Source organism: Edaphosphingomonas laterariae (assembly GCF_900188165.1).
GTDB lineage: Bacteria > Pseudomonadota > Alphaproteobacteria > Sphingomonadales > Sphingomonadaceae > Sphingomonas_E > Sphingomonas_E laterariae.
In genome coordinates this window covers 16,925-30,421 of sequence record NZ_FZOS01000013.1, presented here as the reverse complement: position 1 = coordinate 30,421, position 13,497 = coordinate 16,925, and the positions used below count along the sequence as shown (strand labels likewise).

The following is a 13,497-nucleotide window of genomic DNA, read 5'->3' as shown; positions in this document are numbered from 1 at the left end:
AGGGCGGCCGCATCGGGGAGTGAGCATGGCCAGCGACAAGCCTTTCGACCTGTGTCTGGTCGTCGACGACGATGAGGATATCCTCCTCGCCGCACGCCTCCTGCTGCGCCAGCTGTTCGGCGAGGTGGTGACCACGACGCAGCCCGACGAGGCGCTGGCGCTGATGCGGACCCGCGCGCCCGATGTGATCCTGCTCGACGCGAATTTCGCGCGCGGGGCCACCGACGGCGCCGAAGGATTTCGCTGGCTTGGCCGGATGCTGGAGGTCGATCCGCAGGCGGTGATCGTGCTGATCACCGCGCATGGCGGCGTGCAGGTGGCGGTCAACGCGATGAAGCAGGGCGCGACCGATTTCGTGACCAAGCCCTGGGCGAACGAACGGTTGCTGGCGACGGTGCGAACGGCGGCGCAGCTGCGCGCCTCGCGCCGCGAAACCGGGGTGGAAAAGGCCAAGGTGGCGGCGATCGCCGCGCCGCCGGCGGGGGGCGAGACCCCGCTGCTGGGGCAATCGCCGGCCATGTCGCATGTCCTGTCGCTGATCGAACGCGCCGCGCCGACCGACGCCAATGTGCTGATTCTGGGCGAGAATGGCACCGGCAAGGAATTGGTGGCGCGGGAGATTCACCGCCGCTCGCGCCGCGCCGATGGCGTCATGCTGTCAGTCGATCTGGGCGCGGTGGCCGACAATCTGTTCGAATCCGAACTGTTCGGCCATGTCAAAGGCGCCTTCACCGACGCGCGCAGCGATCGCGTCGGCCGGATGCAGGCGGCCGATGGCGGTACGCTGTTTCTGGACGAGGTGGGTAATCTGCCGCTGCACCTGCAGCCCAAGCTGCTGACCGCGCTGGAACAGCGCAAGGTGACGCCGGTGGGGGCGAACCGGCCGGTCGATTTCAACGTCCGCATCGTCGCCGCCACCAATCTGGCGCCCGACCGGCTGGCCGATGAGGCGGTGTTCAGGCCCGACCTGTTGTTCCGGCTGAACACGGTGGAGATCGAATTGCCGCCGCTGCGCCGCCGGCGTGAGGATATTCCCCTGCTGCTCGATCACTTCCTGCGTTTCTATGCGCGGAAATATGGCAAGCCCGAGCGGGCCTTGCCGGCCGATCTTCTGGCCGAACTGGTCGCTTATGACTGGCCGGGCAATGTCCGCGCGCTGCGCCATGCGGCGGAACGCGCGGTGGTGCTGGCCGATGGTAATGCCTTTGCCGCCGCCGATTTCCCCCTGCCGCGCGCCGGCGGGGCGAGCGTTCGCCTTTCGGCCGAGGCTTCGCCGCCGCCCCCGCAAGACCTGAATCTCGAGCGGGCCGAACGCCAGATGATCGAACGGGCGTTGAAGAAACATGCCTATAATATCTCGGCCGCGGCGACCGAATTGGGGCTGACCCGGGGCTCGCTCTATCGGCGGATGGAAAAGCATGGGCTTTGAGCGCGCTTTCGCCTGGGGGCTGGCCTGGCGCGTCGCGCTGATCGTCGCGCTGGCGCTCGCCTTCGTCTGGACGCTCCACCAGCCCGCCCTGGGCGCGGCGCGGATCGTCGCCGGGATCGGCGTCGCCATCGCCATCGGCTTTTTGTGGGCGCATATCCGGCGGACCAATGTGGAATTGTCGCGGTTCGTGGAAAGCGTGCTGCACGGCGATCTTTCGCAGGCTTTCGCGCGTGAGGGCACCGGCAGCGGCTTCGATGAACTCGGCCGGACGCTCGACGCCGCGATGCGTCGGCTGCGTGAGGAGCGCATGGCGATCGCCGACGAGGGGCGCTTCGCGGCCGCGCTGGTCGACGAATCACCGGTCGCCTTGCTGACGATCGATGATGAAGGGCGGATCGACCTCGTCAACAAGGCCGCGCGCAAGCTGTTCCGCCGGGTGGCCGGCGTGCGCCGGGCCGATTTCGCGATTCACGGATCGACCTTCGTCAGCGCGCTCGAGGCGATGCAGCCCGGCCAGCGGCGGCTGACGACGATGCTGATCGACGGCGCGGCGCAGCGCGCGATGCTGGTGGCGGCCGGCGTATCGCGCACGGGGCAGGGCATGCGGCTGATTTCGGTGCAGCCGATTCAGGGCGAACTCAACGCCGTCGAAATCGGGGCGCAGGCCGATCTCGTCCGCGTGCTGACGCATGAAATCATGAATTCGATGACGCCCGTCACCTCGCTCGCGGCAAGTGCTGCCGGGCTGATGGAGGAGATTGACGATGGCAGCGATCCCGCGATCGCCGATGCCCGCACGGCGGTGGAGACGCTGGCGCGGCGTGCGGCCGGCATCATGCATTTCGTGGAAACCTACCGCCAGTTCATCCGCACGCCCGAAGTGACCGTGCGCCGCTTCGCCGCGCGGCCATGGGCGGAGGAGATCGGCCGGCTGTTCGCGGCATCCGATCAGGGCAAGGCCGCGCGGCTCGCGATCGAGGTACAGCCCGACGATCTGCTGCTCGACGGCGATCCCGACCTGTTGGCGCAGGTGGCGATCAACCTCGTCAAAAATGGCGCTGAGGCGGGGGAGGGCCATGCCGACGCTGCCGAGGTGCGGTTGCGGATGGAGCCCGTGCCGGGCGGCCGGACGCTGATCGCGATCAGCGATAATGGTCCCGGTATCGCGTCGGAGTTTCGCGACGACGTGTTCCTGCCCTTCTTCACCACCAAGAAAGCGGGAACCGGCGTTGGGCTGAGCCTCGCGCGCCGGATCGTCGTCGCGCATGGCGGCGCGATCACGCTCGCCCCGGCCGAAGCCGGTACGGGCGCGCGGTTCGAGATTGTTGTCTAGCTAAAGCGGCCCGACGGCAGCGGAAGCGCGTGGGCGCCTCCGCTGCGGCTGATCCGTGTTACGGGCGTGGGGCCTGACGTTCGCGGTGACGATCATAGGCCTTCTTGGCGACATAGGCGCCGCCCAGCGCGATACCGAGCGGGCCGAGCCGGCGCAGACCGCCCGCCACCGCAGCGCCCAGCACCGCGCCCTTGACGCCGCTGCTGCCATCGCGCCGATCGAGTTCCCGACCCACGAGCGCGCCGATCAGCTTGCCGATCATCATCTTCTCCCGCCTGTCCGGGGCGGCCTTATGCCGCCCAGGAGATCATGTTGGAGATGTCGGTGCGGTCGGCCGGTTTCAAGCCCTGCTTGGCGAGCATGTTCGATTTGATCTCGACGTCGGCCGGGAAGGTATCCACGAACTCGATCACGCGATCATATTCGGTGCGGGCAAGCTTCCACTTGCCGTCCACCCGGCGATACTGGTCGCGATAGATGGCGGTGCCGTGCGTGCGCGTGCGATGCGCGACGTTCACGAAGATGTCCTCGAGATACCAGATGCCTTCGGCCGTATCGTCGCCGGTCAGCGTGATTTCCGGTTGGTGGCCCTGGTGCATGGCCGCGCAATCCGAGTTGAAGGAGTTTGCCAGGAAGACCAGCATATTCTCGCGGCCCTCGAGCTTCACCTTATAGCCGCCACCGCGATATTCGACGGCGATATCGTCGGTGAACATGTCGGTGAGCAGCGCCATGTCGGCGGTGTCGATCGCGCGGAAATAACGGTGCTTGAGGGTCCGGATATCCTCGAAGTCCGAAAGTTGCTGCAGCGTATAGGCCATGATGCTCTCCTGAATCCGTGCCTTGGGCTAACGCCGGCCGGCTCACCGCGCAACAAGCGGGCGGCAGCGCGTGGCCGCGTCGCGAAAGCCCGTCACTTTAGGGCTAAATTGTCGCCCACCATGGTTTCCGGCCGGACCACGCGATCGAAGGTGGCGGCGTCGACAAGGCCGAGCGCCAGACCCGCCTCGCGCAGGGTGAGACCGTTGGCATGGGCGTGCTTGGCGATCTTGGCCGCATTGTCATAACCGATTTCGGGGGCGAGCGCGGTCACCAGCATCAGCGATCGATCGAGCAGTTCGGTAATGCGGGTGCGATTGGCCTCGATCCCTTCGACGCAGCGTTCGGCGAAGCTGGCCATGCCGACGCTCAACAGATCGATCGAACGCAGGACATTGGCGCCGATCAGCGGCTTGAACACGTTGAGTTCGAGATGGCCCTGCATGCCACCGACGGTGACGGCCTGATGGTTGCCGATCACCTGGGCGGCGACCATCGTCAGCATCTCGCACTGGGTGGGGTTGACCTTGCCGGGCATGATCGAGCTGCCGGGCTCGTTGGCGGGCAGATCGAGTTCGCCCAGCCCGGAGCGCGGGCCGGAGCCGAGCAAGCGTATATCATTGGCGATCTTGGTGAGCGCGACGGCAAGCGTGTTGAGCGTGCCCGACAAGTGGACGAGCGGATCGTTGGAGGCGAGCGCCTCGAACTTGTTGTCGGCGGTGCGGAAGGGAAAGCCGGTCAGCCCGGCGATCGCGGCGGCGACATCTCCATCGAAGCCGGCGGGCGCGTTGAGCCCGGTGCCGACGGCCGTGCCACCCTGTGCCAGCGCCGCCATGCCGTGGCGGACGGCGGGTTCGATTCGGGCGCGGCAGCGATAGAGCTGGTGGGCATAGCCCGAAAATTCCTGGCCCAAGGTGAGCGGGGTCGCGTCCTGCAAATGGGTGCGGCCGATCTTGACGATACCGCCCCACGCCTGCGCCTTGGTTTCGAGCGCCGCGTGCAGCCGGTCGAGCGCGGGAAACAGCGCCCGTTCGACCGCGAGCGCGGCGGCGATGTGGAGCGCGGTGGGAAAGCTGTCGTTCGACGATTGCCCGCGATTCACATCGTCATTGGGATGGACGGGTGATTTGCCGCCGCGTTGGCCGGTGAGAATCTCGTTCGCGCGGCCGGCGATCACCTCGTTCACGTTCATGTTGGTCTGGGTGCCCGATCCGGTTTGCCAGATGACCAGCGGGAATTGCGCGTCGAGCTTGCCGCCGGCCACTTCGCCCGCCGCCTGATCGATCGCGTCGGCGATTTCGGGGGCGAGGCCGTGGTGGCGATTCACCCGCGCCGCCGCCTGCTTCACGATGGCAAGCGCGTGGACGATGCCGATCGGCATCCGTTCCTGCGTGGCGAAGGGGAAATTCTCGATCGACCGCTGGGTCTGCGCGCCCCAATAAGCGTCGGCCGGCACCTCGATCGCGCCGATGCTGTCGGTTTCGATGCGGCTGTCGGGCATGCGCGTCTCCGTCATCCCGGCAATGCGCCGGATGACAAGGAGATGGCGAGGCCGCGCGGCATATTCCAGCCCGCGCGGAAGGCCCGATTATTTTTTGCGGGTGAAATCGACCGAGACGACGTTCGACCCGTCCTCGATCGGTTCGGCGATCGGCGCATCGTTGCCGGCGGCGCCGGTTTCCTGCGGTTCTTCATCATCTTCGACCTGCGCCTGGAACTGCAGGGCGAAATTGACGGCCGGATCGACGAAGCCCGTCACGGCGGCGAAAGGAATCACCAGTTTCGACGGGACCTGGTTGAACGAGAGGCCGACTTCGAAGCCGTCGGGCCGCACCTTGAGATCCCAGAAACGATGCTGGATGACGATCGTCATCTCGTCCGGGAAGCGTTCGACAAGGTGCTGCGGGATATCGACGCCCGGCGCACCTGTCTTGAAAGTAATGTAAAAATGGTGCTGGCCGGGAAGGCCGCCATTGGCCTGAACTTCGCCAAGCACGCGGCCGACAACGGCGCGCAAGGCCTCCTGGACGATCTCGTCATACGGAATCAGGCTGTCTGCGGGCGTGTCGTTCATAGCTACCTTCGTGAACATTGTCCCATTCAGGGTCAAGAGGCGCGTTGCGTGATCGGGCAACGTCGCTATTAGGGCGCGCATGCGTACGGCCACCATCAAGCGGACGACCAGCGAGACCGACATCCTTGTCGAACTGAACCTCGACGGGACTGGCAGCTACGACGTGTCGACCGGAATCGGCTTTCTCGACCATATGGTCGAGCAGCTTTCCCGCCACTCGCTGATCGACCTGAAGGTCAAGGTGAAGGGCGACCTTCATATCGACCAGCACCATACCGCGGAGGATAGCGCGATCGCGATCGGCGAGGCGCTGACCAAGGCGCTGGGCGATCGCAAGGGCATCACGCGCTACGGCACGGCCTATGCGCCGATGGACGAGACGCTGACCCGCGTCGCCATCGACATTTCGGGGCGGCCCTATCTGGTGTGGCGATCCGAACTGAGCCAGCCGCGGCTGGGCGAGATGGATTCGGAGCTGTTCGAGCACTGGTTCCACAGCTTCGCGCTGGCGGCCGGCATCACGCTGCACGTCGAGACTCTCTACGGCCGCAACAACCATCATATCGTCGAAAGCGCCTATAAGGCGCTGGCCCGCGCATTGCGCATCGCGGTCGAGATCGACCCGCGCAAGGCCGATGCGGTGCCGTCCACCAAGGGGACGCTGGGGGGCCATGGCAACTGAGCGCATCGCGCTCGTGGATTATGGCGCGGGCAACCTGAAATCGGTCGAAAACGCGCTCCGGGCCGCCGGTGCCGCGACGGTGGACGTGACCGCCGATCCGGCCGTGGTGCGGACGGCCGATCGGATCGTCCTGCCCGGCGTCGGCGCCTTTGCCGCCTGCATGGGCGCGCTTTCCTCCATTCCCGGCATGATCGCGGCGATGGACGAGGCGGTGCGGGCCAATGGCCGGCCCTTTCTGGGCATTTGCGTGGGCATGCAGTTGCTGGCCGATGCCGGCGAGGAACATGGCCGCCATCCGGGGCTGGGCTGGATCGGCGGAACGGTGCGGGCGCTGGCGCCCGCCGATCCCGCGCTCAAGGTGCCGCACATGGGCTGGAACGATGTTCGCCCGACGGGCACGTGCGGGCTGATCGAGGCCGGCGAGGCTTATTATCTCCACAGCTATGCCTTCGACGTGACGGATCCCGCGCATCTGGCCGCGACCACCGACCATGGCGGCGCGGTGACGGCGGCGGTGGCGCGCGACACGATCGTCGGCGTGCAGTTTCACCCGGAAAAGAGCCAGGCCTATGGGCTGGCCTTCCTCTCCCGCTTTCTTGCCTGGAAACCCTGATGTCGCTGATCGTCTTTCCCGCCATCGACCTCAAGGCCGGCCAGGTCGTCCGCCTGGCCGAAGGCGATATGGCCCGCGCCACCGTTTATGGCGACGACCCCGCCGATCAGGCGCGCAAGTTCGCCGCCGCCGGTGCGGACCATCTGCATGTCGTCGATCTTGATGGCGCCTTTGCCGGTCGCGCGATCAATGCCGATGCGGTGGAAGCGATCATCCGGGCCTTTCCCGGCAAGGTGCAGGTGGGCGGTGGTATTCGCGATCGCGCGGCTGTCGATCGCTGGTTGGGGCTGGGGGTCGATCGCGTGGTGATCGGTTCGGCCGCGCTCGACGACCCCGATTTCGTGCGCGAGGCCGCGCGCGACCTGCCGGGCCGCATCGTCGTCGGCGTCGATGCCCGCGACGGGTTCGTCGCGACGCATGGCTGGGCCGATGTGTCCGACGTGCCGGTGATCGAACTGGCCAACCGCTTCGCCGATGCCGGCGTCGCCGCCCTGCTGTTCACCGATGTCGGCCGCGATGGTTTGCTGAAGGGCTGCAATGTCGATGCGACCGTGCACCTGGCCCGCCACACCAATATCCCGGTGATCGCCAGCGGCGGCGTTGCCGATCTGGGCGACATTCTGGACCTTGCCCGCAGCGCAAGCGAAGGCATCGAAGGGGTGATCACCGGCCGCGCGCTTTACGACGGCCGGCTCGATCTGGCCGAGGCGCTGCACGTGGCGCGGGGCCGATGACGGTCCGCACGCGGATCATCCCCTGCCTCGACGTGGCCGGCGGCCGGGTCGTCAAGGGCGTGAACTTCGTCGATCTCGCCGATGCCGGCGATCCGGTGGAACAGGCCCGCATCTATGACGCGGCCGGCGCCGATGAACTCTGTTTCCTCGATATCACCGCGACGCATGAAGGGCGCGGCACGATCCTCGATGTCGTCGCACGGACGGCGGCGGTGTGCTTCATGCCGCTCACCGTGGGCGGCGGCGTGCGTGCGGTGGAAGATGCGCGCGCGTTGCTGCTGGCGGGCGCCGACAAGGTGGCGGTCAATTCCGCCGCCGTCGCGCGGCCGGAGCTGGTGGCCGAAATGGCCGAACGGTTCGGCGCGCAATGCGTCGTCGGCGCGGTCGACGCGCGATCGGTGGCGCCGGGCAAATGGGAGATTTTCACCCATGGCGGGCGCAAGCCGACCGGGATCGACGCGGTCGCCCATGCCGTGCGGCTGGCCGAGCTGGGCGCGGGCGAGCTGCTGATCACGTCGATGGACCGCGATGGCACGCGTGACGGCTATGACCTCGCGCTGACCCGCGCGATTGCCGATCGCGTGCGCGTGCCGGTGATCGCCAGCGGCGGTGTCGGCGCGCTCGACCATCTGGTCGCGGGTGTGACTGAAGGCCATGCCAGTGCGGTGCTGGCGGCATCCATCTTCCATTTCGGGCACCATTCGATCGCCGAGGCGCGCGCGGCGCTGCGCGACGCGGGCCTCGCCGTTCGCGCCTGATTGACGGCGGCGGATGCGGGCGGCAGGAGAGATCATGGCTGAAACGCTCTCCCGCCTCGAACAGACCATCCGAAGCCGCAAGGGCGCCGATCCTTCGGCATCCTATGTCGCCAAGCTGTTCGCGCGCGGGCGGCCCAAGATCGCCCAGAAGCTGGGCGAGGAAGCGGTGGAGGCGGTGATCGCGGCGATGGCCGACGATCGCGAGGAACTGGTGAAGGAAGCAGCCGACCTGCTGTTCCACCTTACCGTCCTGCTTGCCGACATGGATGTACCGCTTGCCGAGGTGCTGGCCGAGCTGGACCGGCGAGAGGGCGTTTCAGGGATCGCCGAAAAGGCGGCACGCCCACAAAAATAGGATCGAAGGATGCCGATCGACGCCACCCTACCTTATGATGACGACAATATTTTCGCCCGCATCCTGCGCGGCGAAATCCCCGCCAAGACCGTTTATGAGGACGAGTTCGCGCTCGCCTTCCACGACATCAACCCGCAGGCGCCGACGCATCTGTTGGTGATCCCCAAGGGACGCTATGTTTCGTGGGACGATTTTTCGGCCCGCGCCGAAGACAGGGAAATCGCCGGTTTTGTAAGGGCCGTCGGTCATGTCGCGCGCGAAGCGGGGCTGGTCGAGCCGGGCTATCGGCTGCTCGCCAATTGCGGGATCAACAGCCATCAGGAGGTGCCGCACCTCCATGTCCATATCTTCGCCGGCCGGCCGCTGGGGCCGATGCTCGCCCGCACATAATCTGTTGCGTGGTGAAGATTAGCCTTTAGGCTCTTTGCAACATTATTTCCGGTCATGACCGCAGATGTGGCCATGCTCCGATCGCCTCGGGGAAGCACCTCAATGATATTTGGCCGCGTCAAACCGCTCGACGCCATTCTGCGTACCGCAGAAAAGAAATCGCTGCACCGATCGCTCGGTGCATTGCAACTCACCCTGCTGGGGGTGGGCGCCATCATCGGCACCGGCATTTTCGTGCTGACCTCCGAAGCCGCGCAGAAGGCGGGGCCGGGCATGATGATCAGCTTCGTCATCGCCGGCGCGGTCTGCGCCGTCGCCGCGCTCTGCTATTCCGAACTCGCCTCGATGCTGCCGGTTTCGGGATCGGCCTATACCTACAGCTATGCCGTGATGGGCGAGATGCTGGCCTGGCTGGTCGGCTGGGCGCTGGTGCTGGAATATGCGGTGGCCGCATCCGCCGTTTCGGTCGGCTGGTCCGGCTATTTCGTCGGGCAGTTGCGGGGGTGGTTCGGGATTGAATTGCCAACCGAATTGATCGCCGGCCCGTTTGCGGGCGGCGTCATCAACCTGCCGGCGGTGTTCATCGCCCTGCTCATCACCGGACTCCTCATCCGCGGCACGACCGAGAGCGCGCGGGTCAACGCGGTTCTCGTCGCGATCAAGGTGACCGCGCTGACCGTTTTCATCGTCCTCGCCATTCCGGTCATGAAGATGGAGAATTTCGAGCCGTTCACGCCAATGGGCTGGGCCGGCCATAACGGCGCCGGCGTGATCGGCGCCGCGGCTTCGATCTTCTTTGCCTATGTCGGCTTCGACGCGGTTTCGACCGCCGCCGAGGAAACCAAGAATCCCCAGCGCAACGTGCCGATCGGCCTGATCGGTTCGCTTGCGATCTGCACCGTCTTCTACATGCTCGTCGCTGCCGGTGCGATCGGCTCGCCGCTTGGCTCGCAGCCGGTGACGAGTGCGATGGGCGAGTGGCTGGCGCCGGGTTCGGCCGGGCTTTCGGCGCGCTGCACCGAGCTGGCGGCGCTTGGTCATGAGCCGTTGTCCTGTTCCAAGGAAGCGCTGGCGCACGTGCTGCGCGAGATCGGCTATCTCAATTTCGGCAATCTGATCGGCCTCGCCGCCTTCCTGGCGCTGCCGTCGGTCATCCTGGTGATGATCTATGGCCAGACGCGCATGTTCTTCGTGATGTCGCGCGACGGCTTGCTGCCGGAGAAGCTGTCGACCGTCCATCCGAAGTGGAAGACGCCGCACATCATCACCGCGATCACCGGCATCGGCGTGACGCTGGCGGCGGCGTTCCTGCCGGTCGGCAAGCTTGCTGATATCGCCAATGCCGGCACGCTTGCGGCATTCGTGGCCGTCGCCATCTGCGTCGTCGTGCTGCGTCGTCGCGAACCCAACCGTCACCGGCCGTTCCGCACGCCTGCCTTGTGGCTCGTCGCGTCGGCGACGGTGATCGGCTGCGTCGGCCTTTATCTGAGCCTGCCGTTCGAGGCGCAGATGGTGCTGCCGATCTGGGGTGGCGTGGGCCTGCTGCTCTATTTCGCTTATGGCTATCGCGCGAGCCATCTCGGTCGCGGGCTGGTCGAGGTCCATGAAACCGATGCGGACGCCCCACCGCCGCCGCAGGAGGTGGAGCGGCCGTTCAACGCCTGATCGGCGGACGTCCCAAGCACAAGGAAAAGGCCCGCTCCGGTGTGTTCCGGGGCGGGCCTTTTCTATTCTGGGTGGCGGCGACGTGGGGTCGTCGCCGCGAATTCCCCAATCTTTCAGTCGTGGCTGCGGCCGAAATCGGGGCGGGCATCGTCCTGGCCCTGCTCGATGATCGAGCGGCGGATGGCGCGGGTGCGGGTGAACAGTTCGAACAGCGTGTCGCCATCGCCCCAGCGGATCGCGCGCTGCAGCGCGGTGATATCCTCGGAGAAGCGCTGGAGCATTTCCAGCACCGCATCCTTGTTGGCGATGAAGACATCGCGCCACATCGTCGGATCGGACGCGGCAATGCGGGTGAAATCGCGAAAGCCGCCGGCCGAATATTTGATCACCTCGCTCTGCGTCACCTCTTCGAGATCGGAGGCGGTGCCGACGATGGTGTAGGCGATCAGGTGGGGCAGGTGGCTCGTCACCGCGAGGACGAGATCGTGATGGCGCGCGTCCATCGTCTCGACCTTGGCGCCAAGCCCTTCCCAGAAAGCGGCGAGACGCGCGACGGCTGCTTCCGATGCGCCTTCGGGCGGCGTGAGGATGCACCAGCGCCCGTGGAAGAGCGAGGCGAAACCCGCGTCGGGTCCGCTATTCTCGGTGCCAGCGACGGGGTGGGCCGGGATGATGGTGGCGCCGGGCAGGGCGGCGGCCAGCGCCGCCGCGACGCCCGCCTTGGACGATCCGACATCGCTGACGATGGCATCGGCGGGAAGCTCCGGCGCGATCGCTTCGGCCACGGGGCCCATCGCGCCGACGGGCACGCACAGGATGACGAGATCGGCATCGGTGACGGCGGCGCCGGGCGTGTCGGCGATATCGTCGACCAGATCGATTTCGCGCGCGCGGTGGCGAACGGCGGGATCGCCGTCATGTCCCGTCAGCTGCACCGTCGGCATATGCTGCCGCACGGCGCGCGCGATCGACGAGCCGATCAGCCCGAGCCCGATGATCGAGACGCGCGCGAAGGGCAGCATCAGTTCGCTTCGCCGACGATCTGGCGCAACGCGGCGGCAAGGCCGCGCGTCTCTGCTTCCGTGCCGATGGTGATGCGGAGCGCCTGTGGCAGGCCCTGGCCGGGCAGCCAGCGGACGATATAGCCGTGGTCCATCAGCTCCTTATAGGCCTGCTCTGCCGAAACCTTGCCTTCGAACAGGACGAGGATGAAGTTCGCCTTGGACGGAATCGCCCGCAGCCCGGCATTGCCAAGGCTGGCGATCTCGCTTTCCAGCCAGGCCCGCCAGCGATCATTATGCTCGCGGCTGTGCGTGACGAAGGCGGTGTCGTCGAGCGCGGCGATGGCGGCCATCTGGCCGGCGGTGGTGACGTTGAACGGCGCGCGGATCTTGTGCATCGCCTGGATCACCGGCGCCGGGCCATAGCCCCAGCCGATCCGTTCGGCTGCCAGCCCGAAAATCTTGGAGAAGGTGCGGGTGACGAGAACATTGGACGCGTTCTGCGCCAGTTCGAACGCGCCGTCATCGTCCGCCGGATCGAGATATTCGGCATAGGCCTGATCGACGACGAACAGGCAATCCGAAGGCAGGCTGGCATGGAGCCGGAGCAGTTCGCCACGCGGCAGGAAGGTGCCGGTCGGGTTGTTGGGATTGGCGAGAAAGACGACGCGGGTGCGTTCGGTGACATGCGCCAGCAGCGTATCGACGCAGGTCGCATAATCCTTGTCGAGTGCTTCGACCGGGGTCGCGCCGACGCGGCGGGCGGCGATGGGATAGACCGAGAAGCCGTAGCGGACGAACAGCACTTCATCGCCGACACCGGCAAAGGCGCCGGCGGCGAGGTGGAGCACTTCGTCGGACCCGGTACCGTGGATCACGCGCGCGGGATCGAGCCCGTAATGCGCCGCGATCCGTTCACGCAGCGCCGTCGCGCCGGCATCGGGATAGCGATCGAGCGATGTCGCGCCGGCGGCGAAGGCGGCGCGCGCCGCATCGCCCGTGCCGAGCGGATTTTCGTTGGACGACAGCTTGGCGACCTTGCGGCCGTCATCGGTGGTGGACCGGCCGGGCACATAAGGCGCGATGGCGTCGATCCAGGGCTTGGGCTTGGGCGCAGTCATGGGCCGGGGCCTTAGCGCAGCGCTGCGCGAATTGCATCCCAAAGCAGGTGCGGGCGATGAGGTTCATATGAAGCCGCCGACGCGTGTTCGTGCTGATTTCCCACGCGGAACGAAGTCGGCGAAAGAACAGACGTAAGCCTGCAAAGATGATATTTACCGCTGCTGAAATTCATGTCAGTCCCGCATCGGGAAATGAGTTGGGGAAGTGATAATGCTGCGAATTGTGTTTGCTGCGGCTTTGCTGATGGCGGCGACGCAGGCGTCGGCCGAACCGCAGGCGCGCGAATCGGTGGATGCGCCGGAACGGGCGGGCGACAAGGAGGATCGGATCGTCTGCAAGAAGTTCAACAAGATCGGTTCGCTGGTGGCCAGCTACAAAACCTGCAAGACCGTGCGCGAATGGCGGCGCGAACGTGAAAATATCCGTTCGAACACCAATATCGGCGCCTGCGGCGGCACGGCCGAAGGCGCTCCCTGCGCGCTATGATGCACCTGCCACCCGCCGCGCATGTGCGGCGGGTGG

At 66.3% G+C, this 13,497-nt stretch carries 16 protein-coding genes; 10 read left to right on the top strand and 6 right to left on the bottom strand.

The window, feature by feature from the left end:
- Window positions 1-25: 25 nt before the first annotated feature.
- Together CHB74_RS12595 and CHB74_RS12590 are read left to right on the top strand one after the other, a co-directional pair.
- Window positions 26-1,429, top strand: coding sequence for a sigma-54-dependent transcriptional regulator (locus CHB74_RS12595; RefSeq protein ID WP_089219974.1), 1,404 nt, complete (start codon window positions 26-28; stop codon window positions 1,427-1,429).
- Window positions 1,419-2,762: a sensor histidine kinase gene (locus tag CHB74_RS12590; RefSeq protein ID WP_089219973.1), complete on the top strand. Its 1,344-nt coding sequence runs from the start codon at window positions 1,419-1,421 to the stop codon at window positions 2,760-2,762. Before CHB74_RS12595 ends, CHB74_RS12590 begins: the two co-directional genes overlap by 11 nt.
- A 58-nt stretch (window positions 2,763-2,820) precedes the next feature.
- Here CHB74_RS12590 and CHB74_RS12585 read toward each other — a convergent pair whose 3' ends face one another.
- The 4 genes from CHB74_RS12585 to CHB74_RS12570 all read right to left on the bottom strand — a co-directional run bounded on the left by CHB74_RS12585 (window position 2,821) and on the right by CHB74_RS12570 (window position 5,655).
- The gene (locus CHB74_RS12585) at window positions 2,821-3,027 is read right to left on the bottom strand and encodes a hypothetical protein (RefSeq protein ID WP_425442274.1); all 207 of its coding nucleotides are present in this window, start codon (window positions 3,025-3,027) and stop codon (window positions 2,821-2,823) included.
- 25 nt (window positions 3,028-3,052) lie between these two features.
- A complete protein-coding gene (locus tag CHB74_RS12580; RefSeq protein WP_089219972.1) occupies window positions 3,053-3,583 on the bottom strand; it encodes a nuclear transport factor 2 family protein in 531 nt (176 codons plus the stop codon).
- A 92-nt stretch (window positions 3,584-3,675) separates the two neighbouring features.
- Window positions 3,676-5,082: a class II fumarate hydratase gene (gene fumC, locus CHB74_RS12575; protein WP_089220035.1), complete on the bottom strand. Its 1,407-nt coding sequence runs from the start codon at window positions 5,080-5,082 to the stop codon at window positions 3,676-3,678.
- An 87-nt stretch (window positions 5,083-5,169) separates the two neighbouring features.
- The gene (locus CHB74_RS12570; RefSeq protein ID WP_089219971.1) at window positions 5,170-5,655 is read right to left on the bottom strand and encodes an SspB family protein; all 486 of its coding nucleotides are present in this window, start codon (window positions 5,653-5,655) and stop codon (window positions 5,170-5,172) included.
- A gap of 79 nt (window positions 5,656-5,734) precedes the next feature.
- Here CHB74_RS12570 and hisB point away from each other — a divergent pair, with 79 nt between their 5' ends.
- The 7 genes from hisB (at window position 5,735) to CHB74_RS12535 (ending at window position 10,852) form a co-directional block, all read left to right on the top strand.
- Entirely contained in the window at window positions 5,735-6,337 is a 603-nt protein-coding gene (gene hisB / locus CHB74_RS12565; protein WP_089219970.1) for an imidazoleglycerol-phosphate dehydratase HisB, read from the top strand.
- Window positions 6,327-6,950 carry an imidazole glycerol phosphate synthase subunit HisH gene (hisH, locus tag CHB74_RS12560; protein ID WP_089219969.1) on the top strand — a complete coding sequence of 208 codons (624 nt, stop codon included), beginning with the start codon at window positions 6,327-6,329 and terminating at the stop codon, window positions 6,948-6,950. The genes hisB and hisH overlap by 11 nt, the downstream gene beginning before the upstream one ends.
- Window positions 6,950-7,684, top strand: coding sequence for a 1-(5-phosphoribosyl)-5-[(5-phosphoribosylamino)methylideneamino]imidazole-4-carboxamide isomerase (hisA, locus tag CHB74_RS12555; RefSeq protein ID WP_089219968.1), 735 nt, complete (start codon window positions 6,950-6,952; stop codon window positions 7,682-7,684). Before hisH ends, hisA begins: the two co-directional genes overlap by 1 nt.
- A complete protein-coding gene (gene hisF / locus CHB74_RS12550; protein WP_089219967.1) occupies window positions 7,681-8,442 on the top strand; it encodes an imidazole glycerol phosphate synthase subunit HisF in 762 nt (253 codons plus the stop codon). The genes hisA and hisF overlap by 4 nt, the downstream gene beginning before the upstream one ends.
- Before the next feature lie 34 nt (window positions 8,443-8,476).
- Window positions 8,477-8,797, top strand: coding sequence for a phosphoribosyl-ATP diphosphatase (locus CHB74_RS12545; RefSeq protein ID WP_089219966.1), 321 nt, complete (start codon window positions 8,477-8,479; stop codon window positions 8,795-8,797).
- A gap of 9 nt (window positions 8,798-8,806) precedes the next feature.
- Window positions 8,807-9,187 (top strand): histidine triad nucleotide-binding protein, encoded by a 381-nt coding sequence (locus CHB74_RS12540; protein WP_089219965.1) that lies wholly within the window; start codon window positions 8,807-8,809, stop codon window positions 9,185-9,187.
- A gap of 102 nt (window positions 9,188-9,289) precedes the next feature.
- Entirely contained in the window at window positions 9,290-10,852 is a 1,563-nt protein-coding gene (locus tag CHB74_RS12535) for an amino acid permease (protein ID WP_089219964.1), read from the top strand.
- A gap of 113 nt (window positions 10,853-10,965) precedes the next feature.
- Here CHB74_RS12535 and CHB74_RS12530 read toward each other — a convergent pair whose 3' ends face one another.
- Together CHB74_RS12530 and hisC are read right to left on the bottom strand one after the other, a co-directional pair.
- Entirely contained in the window at window positions 10,966-11,874 is a 909-nt protein-coding gene (locus tag CHB74_RS12530) for a prephenate/arogenate dehydrogenase family protein (protein WP_089219963.1), read from the bottom strand.
- Window positions 11,874-12,974: a histidinol-phosphate transaminase gene (gene hisC, locus CHB74_RS12525; protein ID WP_089219962.1), complete on the bottom strand. Its 1,101-nt coding sequence runs from the start codon at window positions 12,972-12,974 to the stop codon at window positions 11,874-11,876. The genes CHB74_RS12530 and hisC overlap by 1 nt, the downstream gene beginning before the upstream one ends.
- Window positions 12,975-13,185: 211 nt before the next feature.
- On the opposite strand from hisC, the gene CHB74_RS12520 reads away from it, so the two are divergent.
- Entirely contained in the window at window positions 13,186-13,461 is a 276-nt protein-coding gene (locus tag CHB74_RS12520) for a hypothetical protein (protein ID WP_089219961.1), read from the top strand.
- The last annotated feature ends 36 nt before the right edge of the window (window positions 13,462-13,497 follow it).

Bases quoted from the DNA above. Each gene is read 5' to 3' on its own strand.
- CHB74_RS12595 (WP_089219974.1), top strand. From the start codon at position 26: ATGGCCAGCGACAAGCCTTTCGACCTGTGTCTGGTCGTCGACGACGAT.
- CHB74_RS12590 (WP_089219973.1), top strand. From the start codon at position 1,419: ATGGGCTTTGAGCGCGCTTTCGCCTGGGGGCTGGCCTGGCGCGTCGCG.
- CHB74_RS12585 (WP_425442274.1), bottom strand. From the start codon at position 3,027: ATGATGATCGGCAAGCTGATCGGCGCGCTCGTGGGTCGGGAACTCGAT.
- CHB74_RS12580 (WP_089219972.1), bottom strand. From the start codon at position 3,583: ATGGCCTATACGCTGCAGCAACTTTCGGACTTCGAGGATATCCGGACC.
- fumC (WP_089220035.1), bottom strand. From the start codon at position 5,082: ATGCCCGACAGCCGCATCGAAACCGACAGCATCGGCGCGATCGAGGTG.
- CHB74_RS12570 (WP_089219971.1), bottom strand. From the start codon at position 5,655: ATGAACGACACGCCCGCAGACAGCCTGATTCCGTATGACGAGATCGTC.
- hisB (WP_089219970.1), top strand. From the start codon at position 5,735: ATGCGTACGGCCACCATCAAGCGGACGACCAGCGAGACCGACATCCTT.
- hisH (WP_089219969.1), top strand. From the start codon at position 6,327: ATGGCAACTGAGCGCATCGCGCTCGTGGATTATGGCGCGGGCAACCTG.
- hisA (WP_089219968.1), top strand. From the start codon at position 6,950: ATGTCGCTGATCGTCTTTCCCGCCATCGACCTCAAGGCCGGCCAGGTC.
- hisF (WP_089219967.1), top strand. From the start codon at position 7,681: ATGACGGTCCGCACGCGGATCATCCCCTGCCTCGACGTGGCCGGCGGC.
- CHB74_RS12545 (WP_089219966.1), top strand. From the start codon at position 8,477: ATGGCTGAAACGCTCTCCCGCCTCGAACAGACCATCCGAAGCCGCAAG.
- CHB74_RS12540 (WP_089219965.1), top strand. From the start codon at position 8,807: ATGCCGATCGACGCCACCCTACCTTATGATGACGACAATATTTTCGCC.
- CHB74_RS12535 (WP_089219964.1), top strand. From the start codon at position 9,290: ATGATATTTGGCCGCGTCAAACCGCTCGACGCCATTCTGCGTACCGCA.
- CHB74_RS12530 (WP_089219963.1), bottom strand. From the start codon at position 11,874: ATGCTGCCCTTCGCGCGCGTCTCGATCATCGGGCTCGGGCTGATCGGC.
- hisC (WP_089219962.1), bottom strand. From the start codon at position 12,974: ATGACTGCGCCCAAGCCCAAGCCCTGGATCGACGCCATCGCGCCTTAT.
- CHB74_RS12520 (WP_089219961.1), top strand. From the start codon at position 13,186: ATGCTGCGAATTGTGTTTGCTGCGGCTTTGCTGATGGCGGCGACGCAG.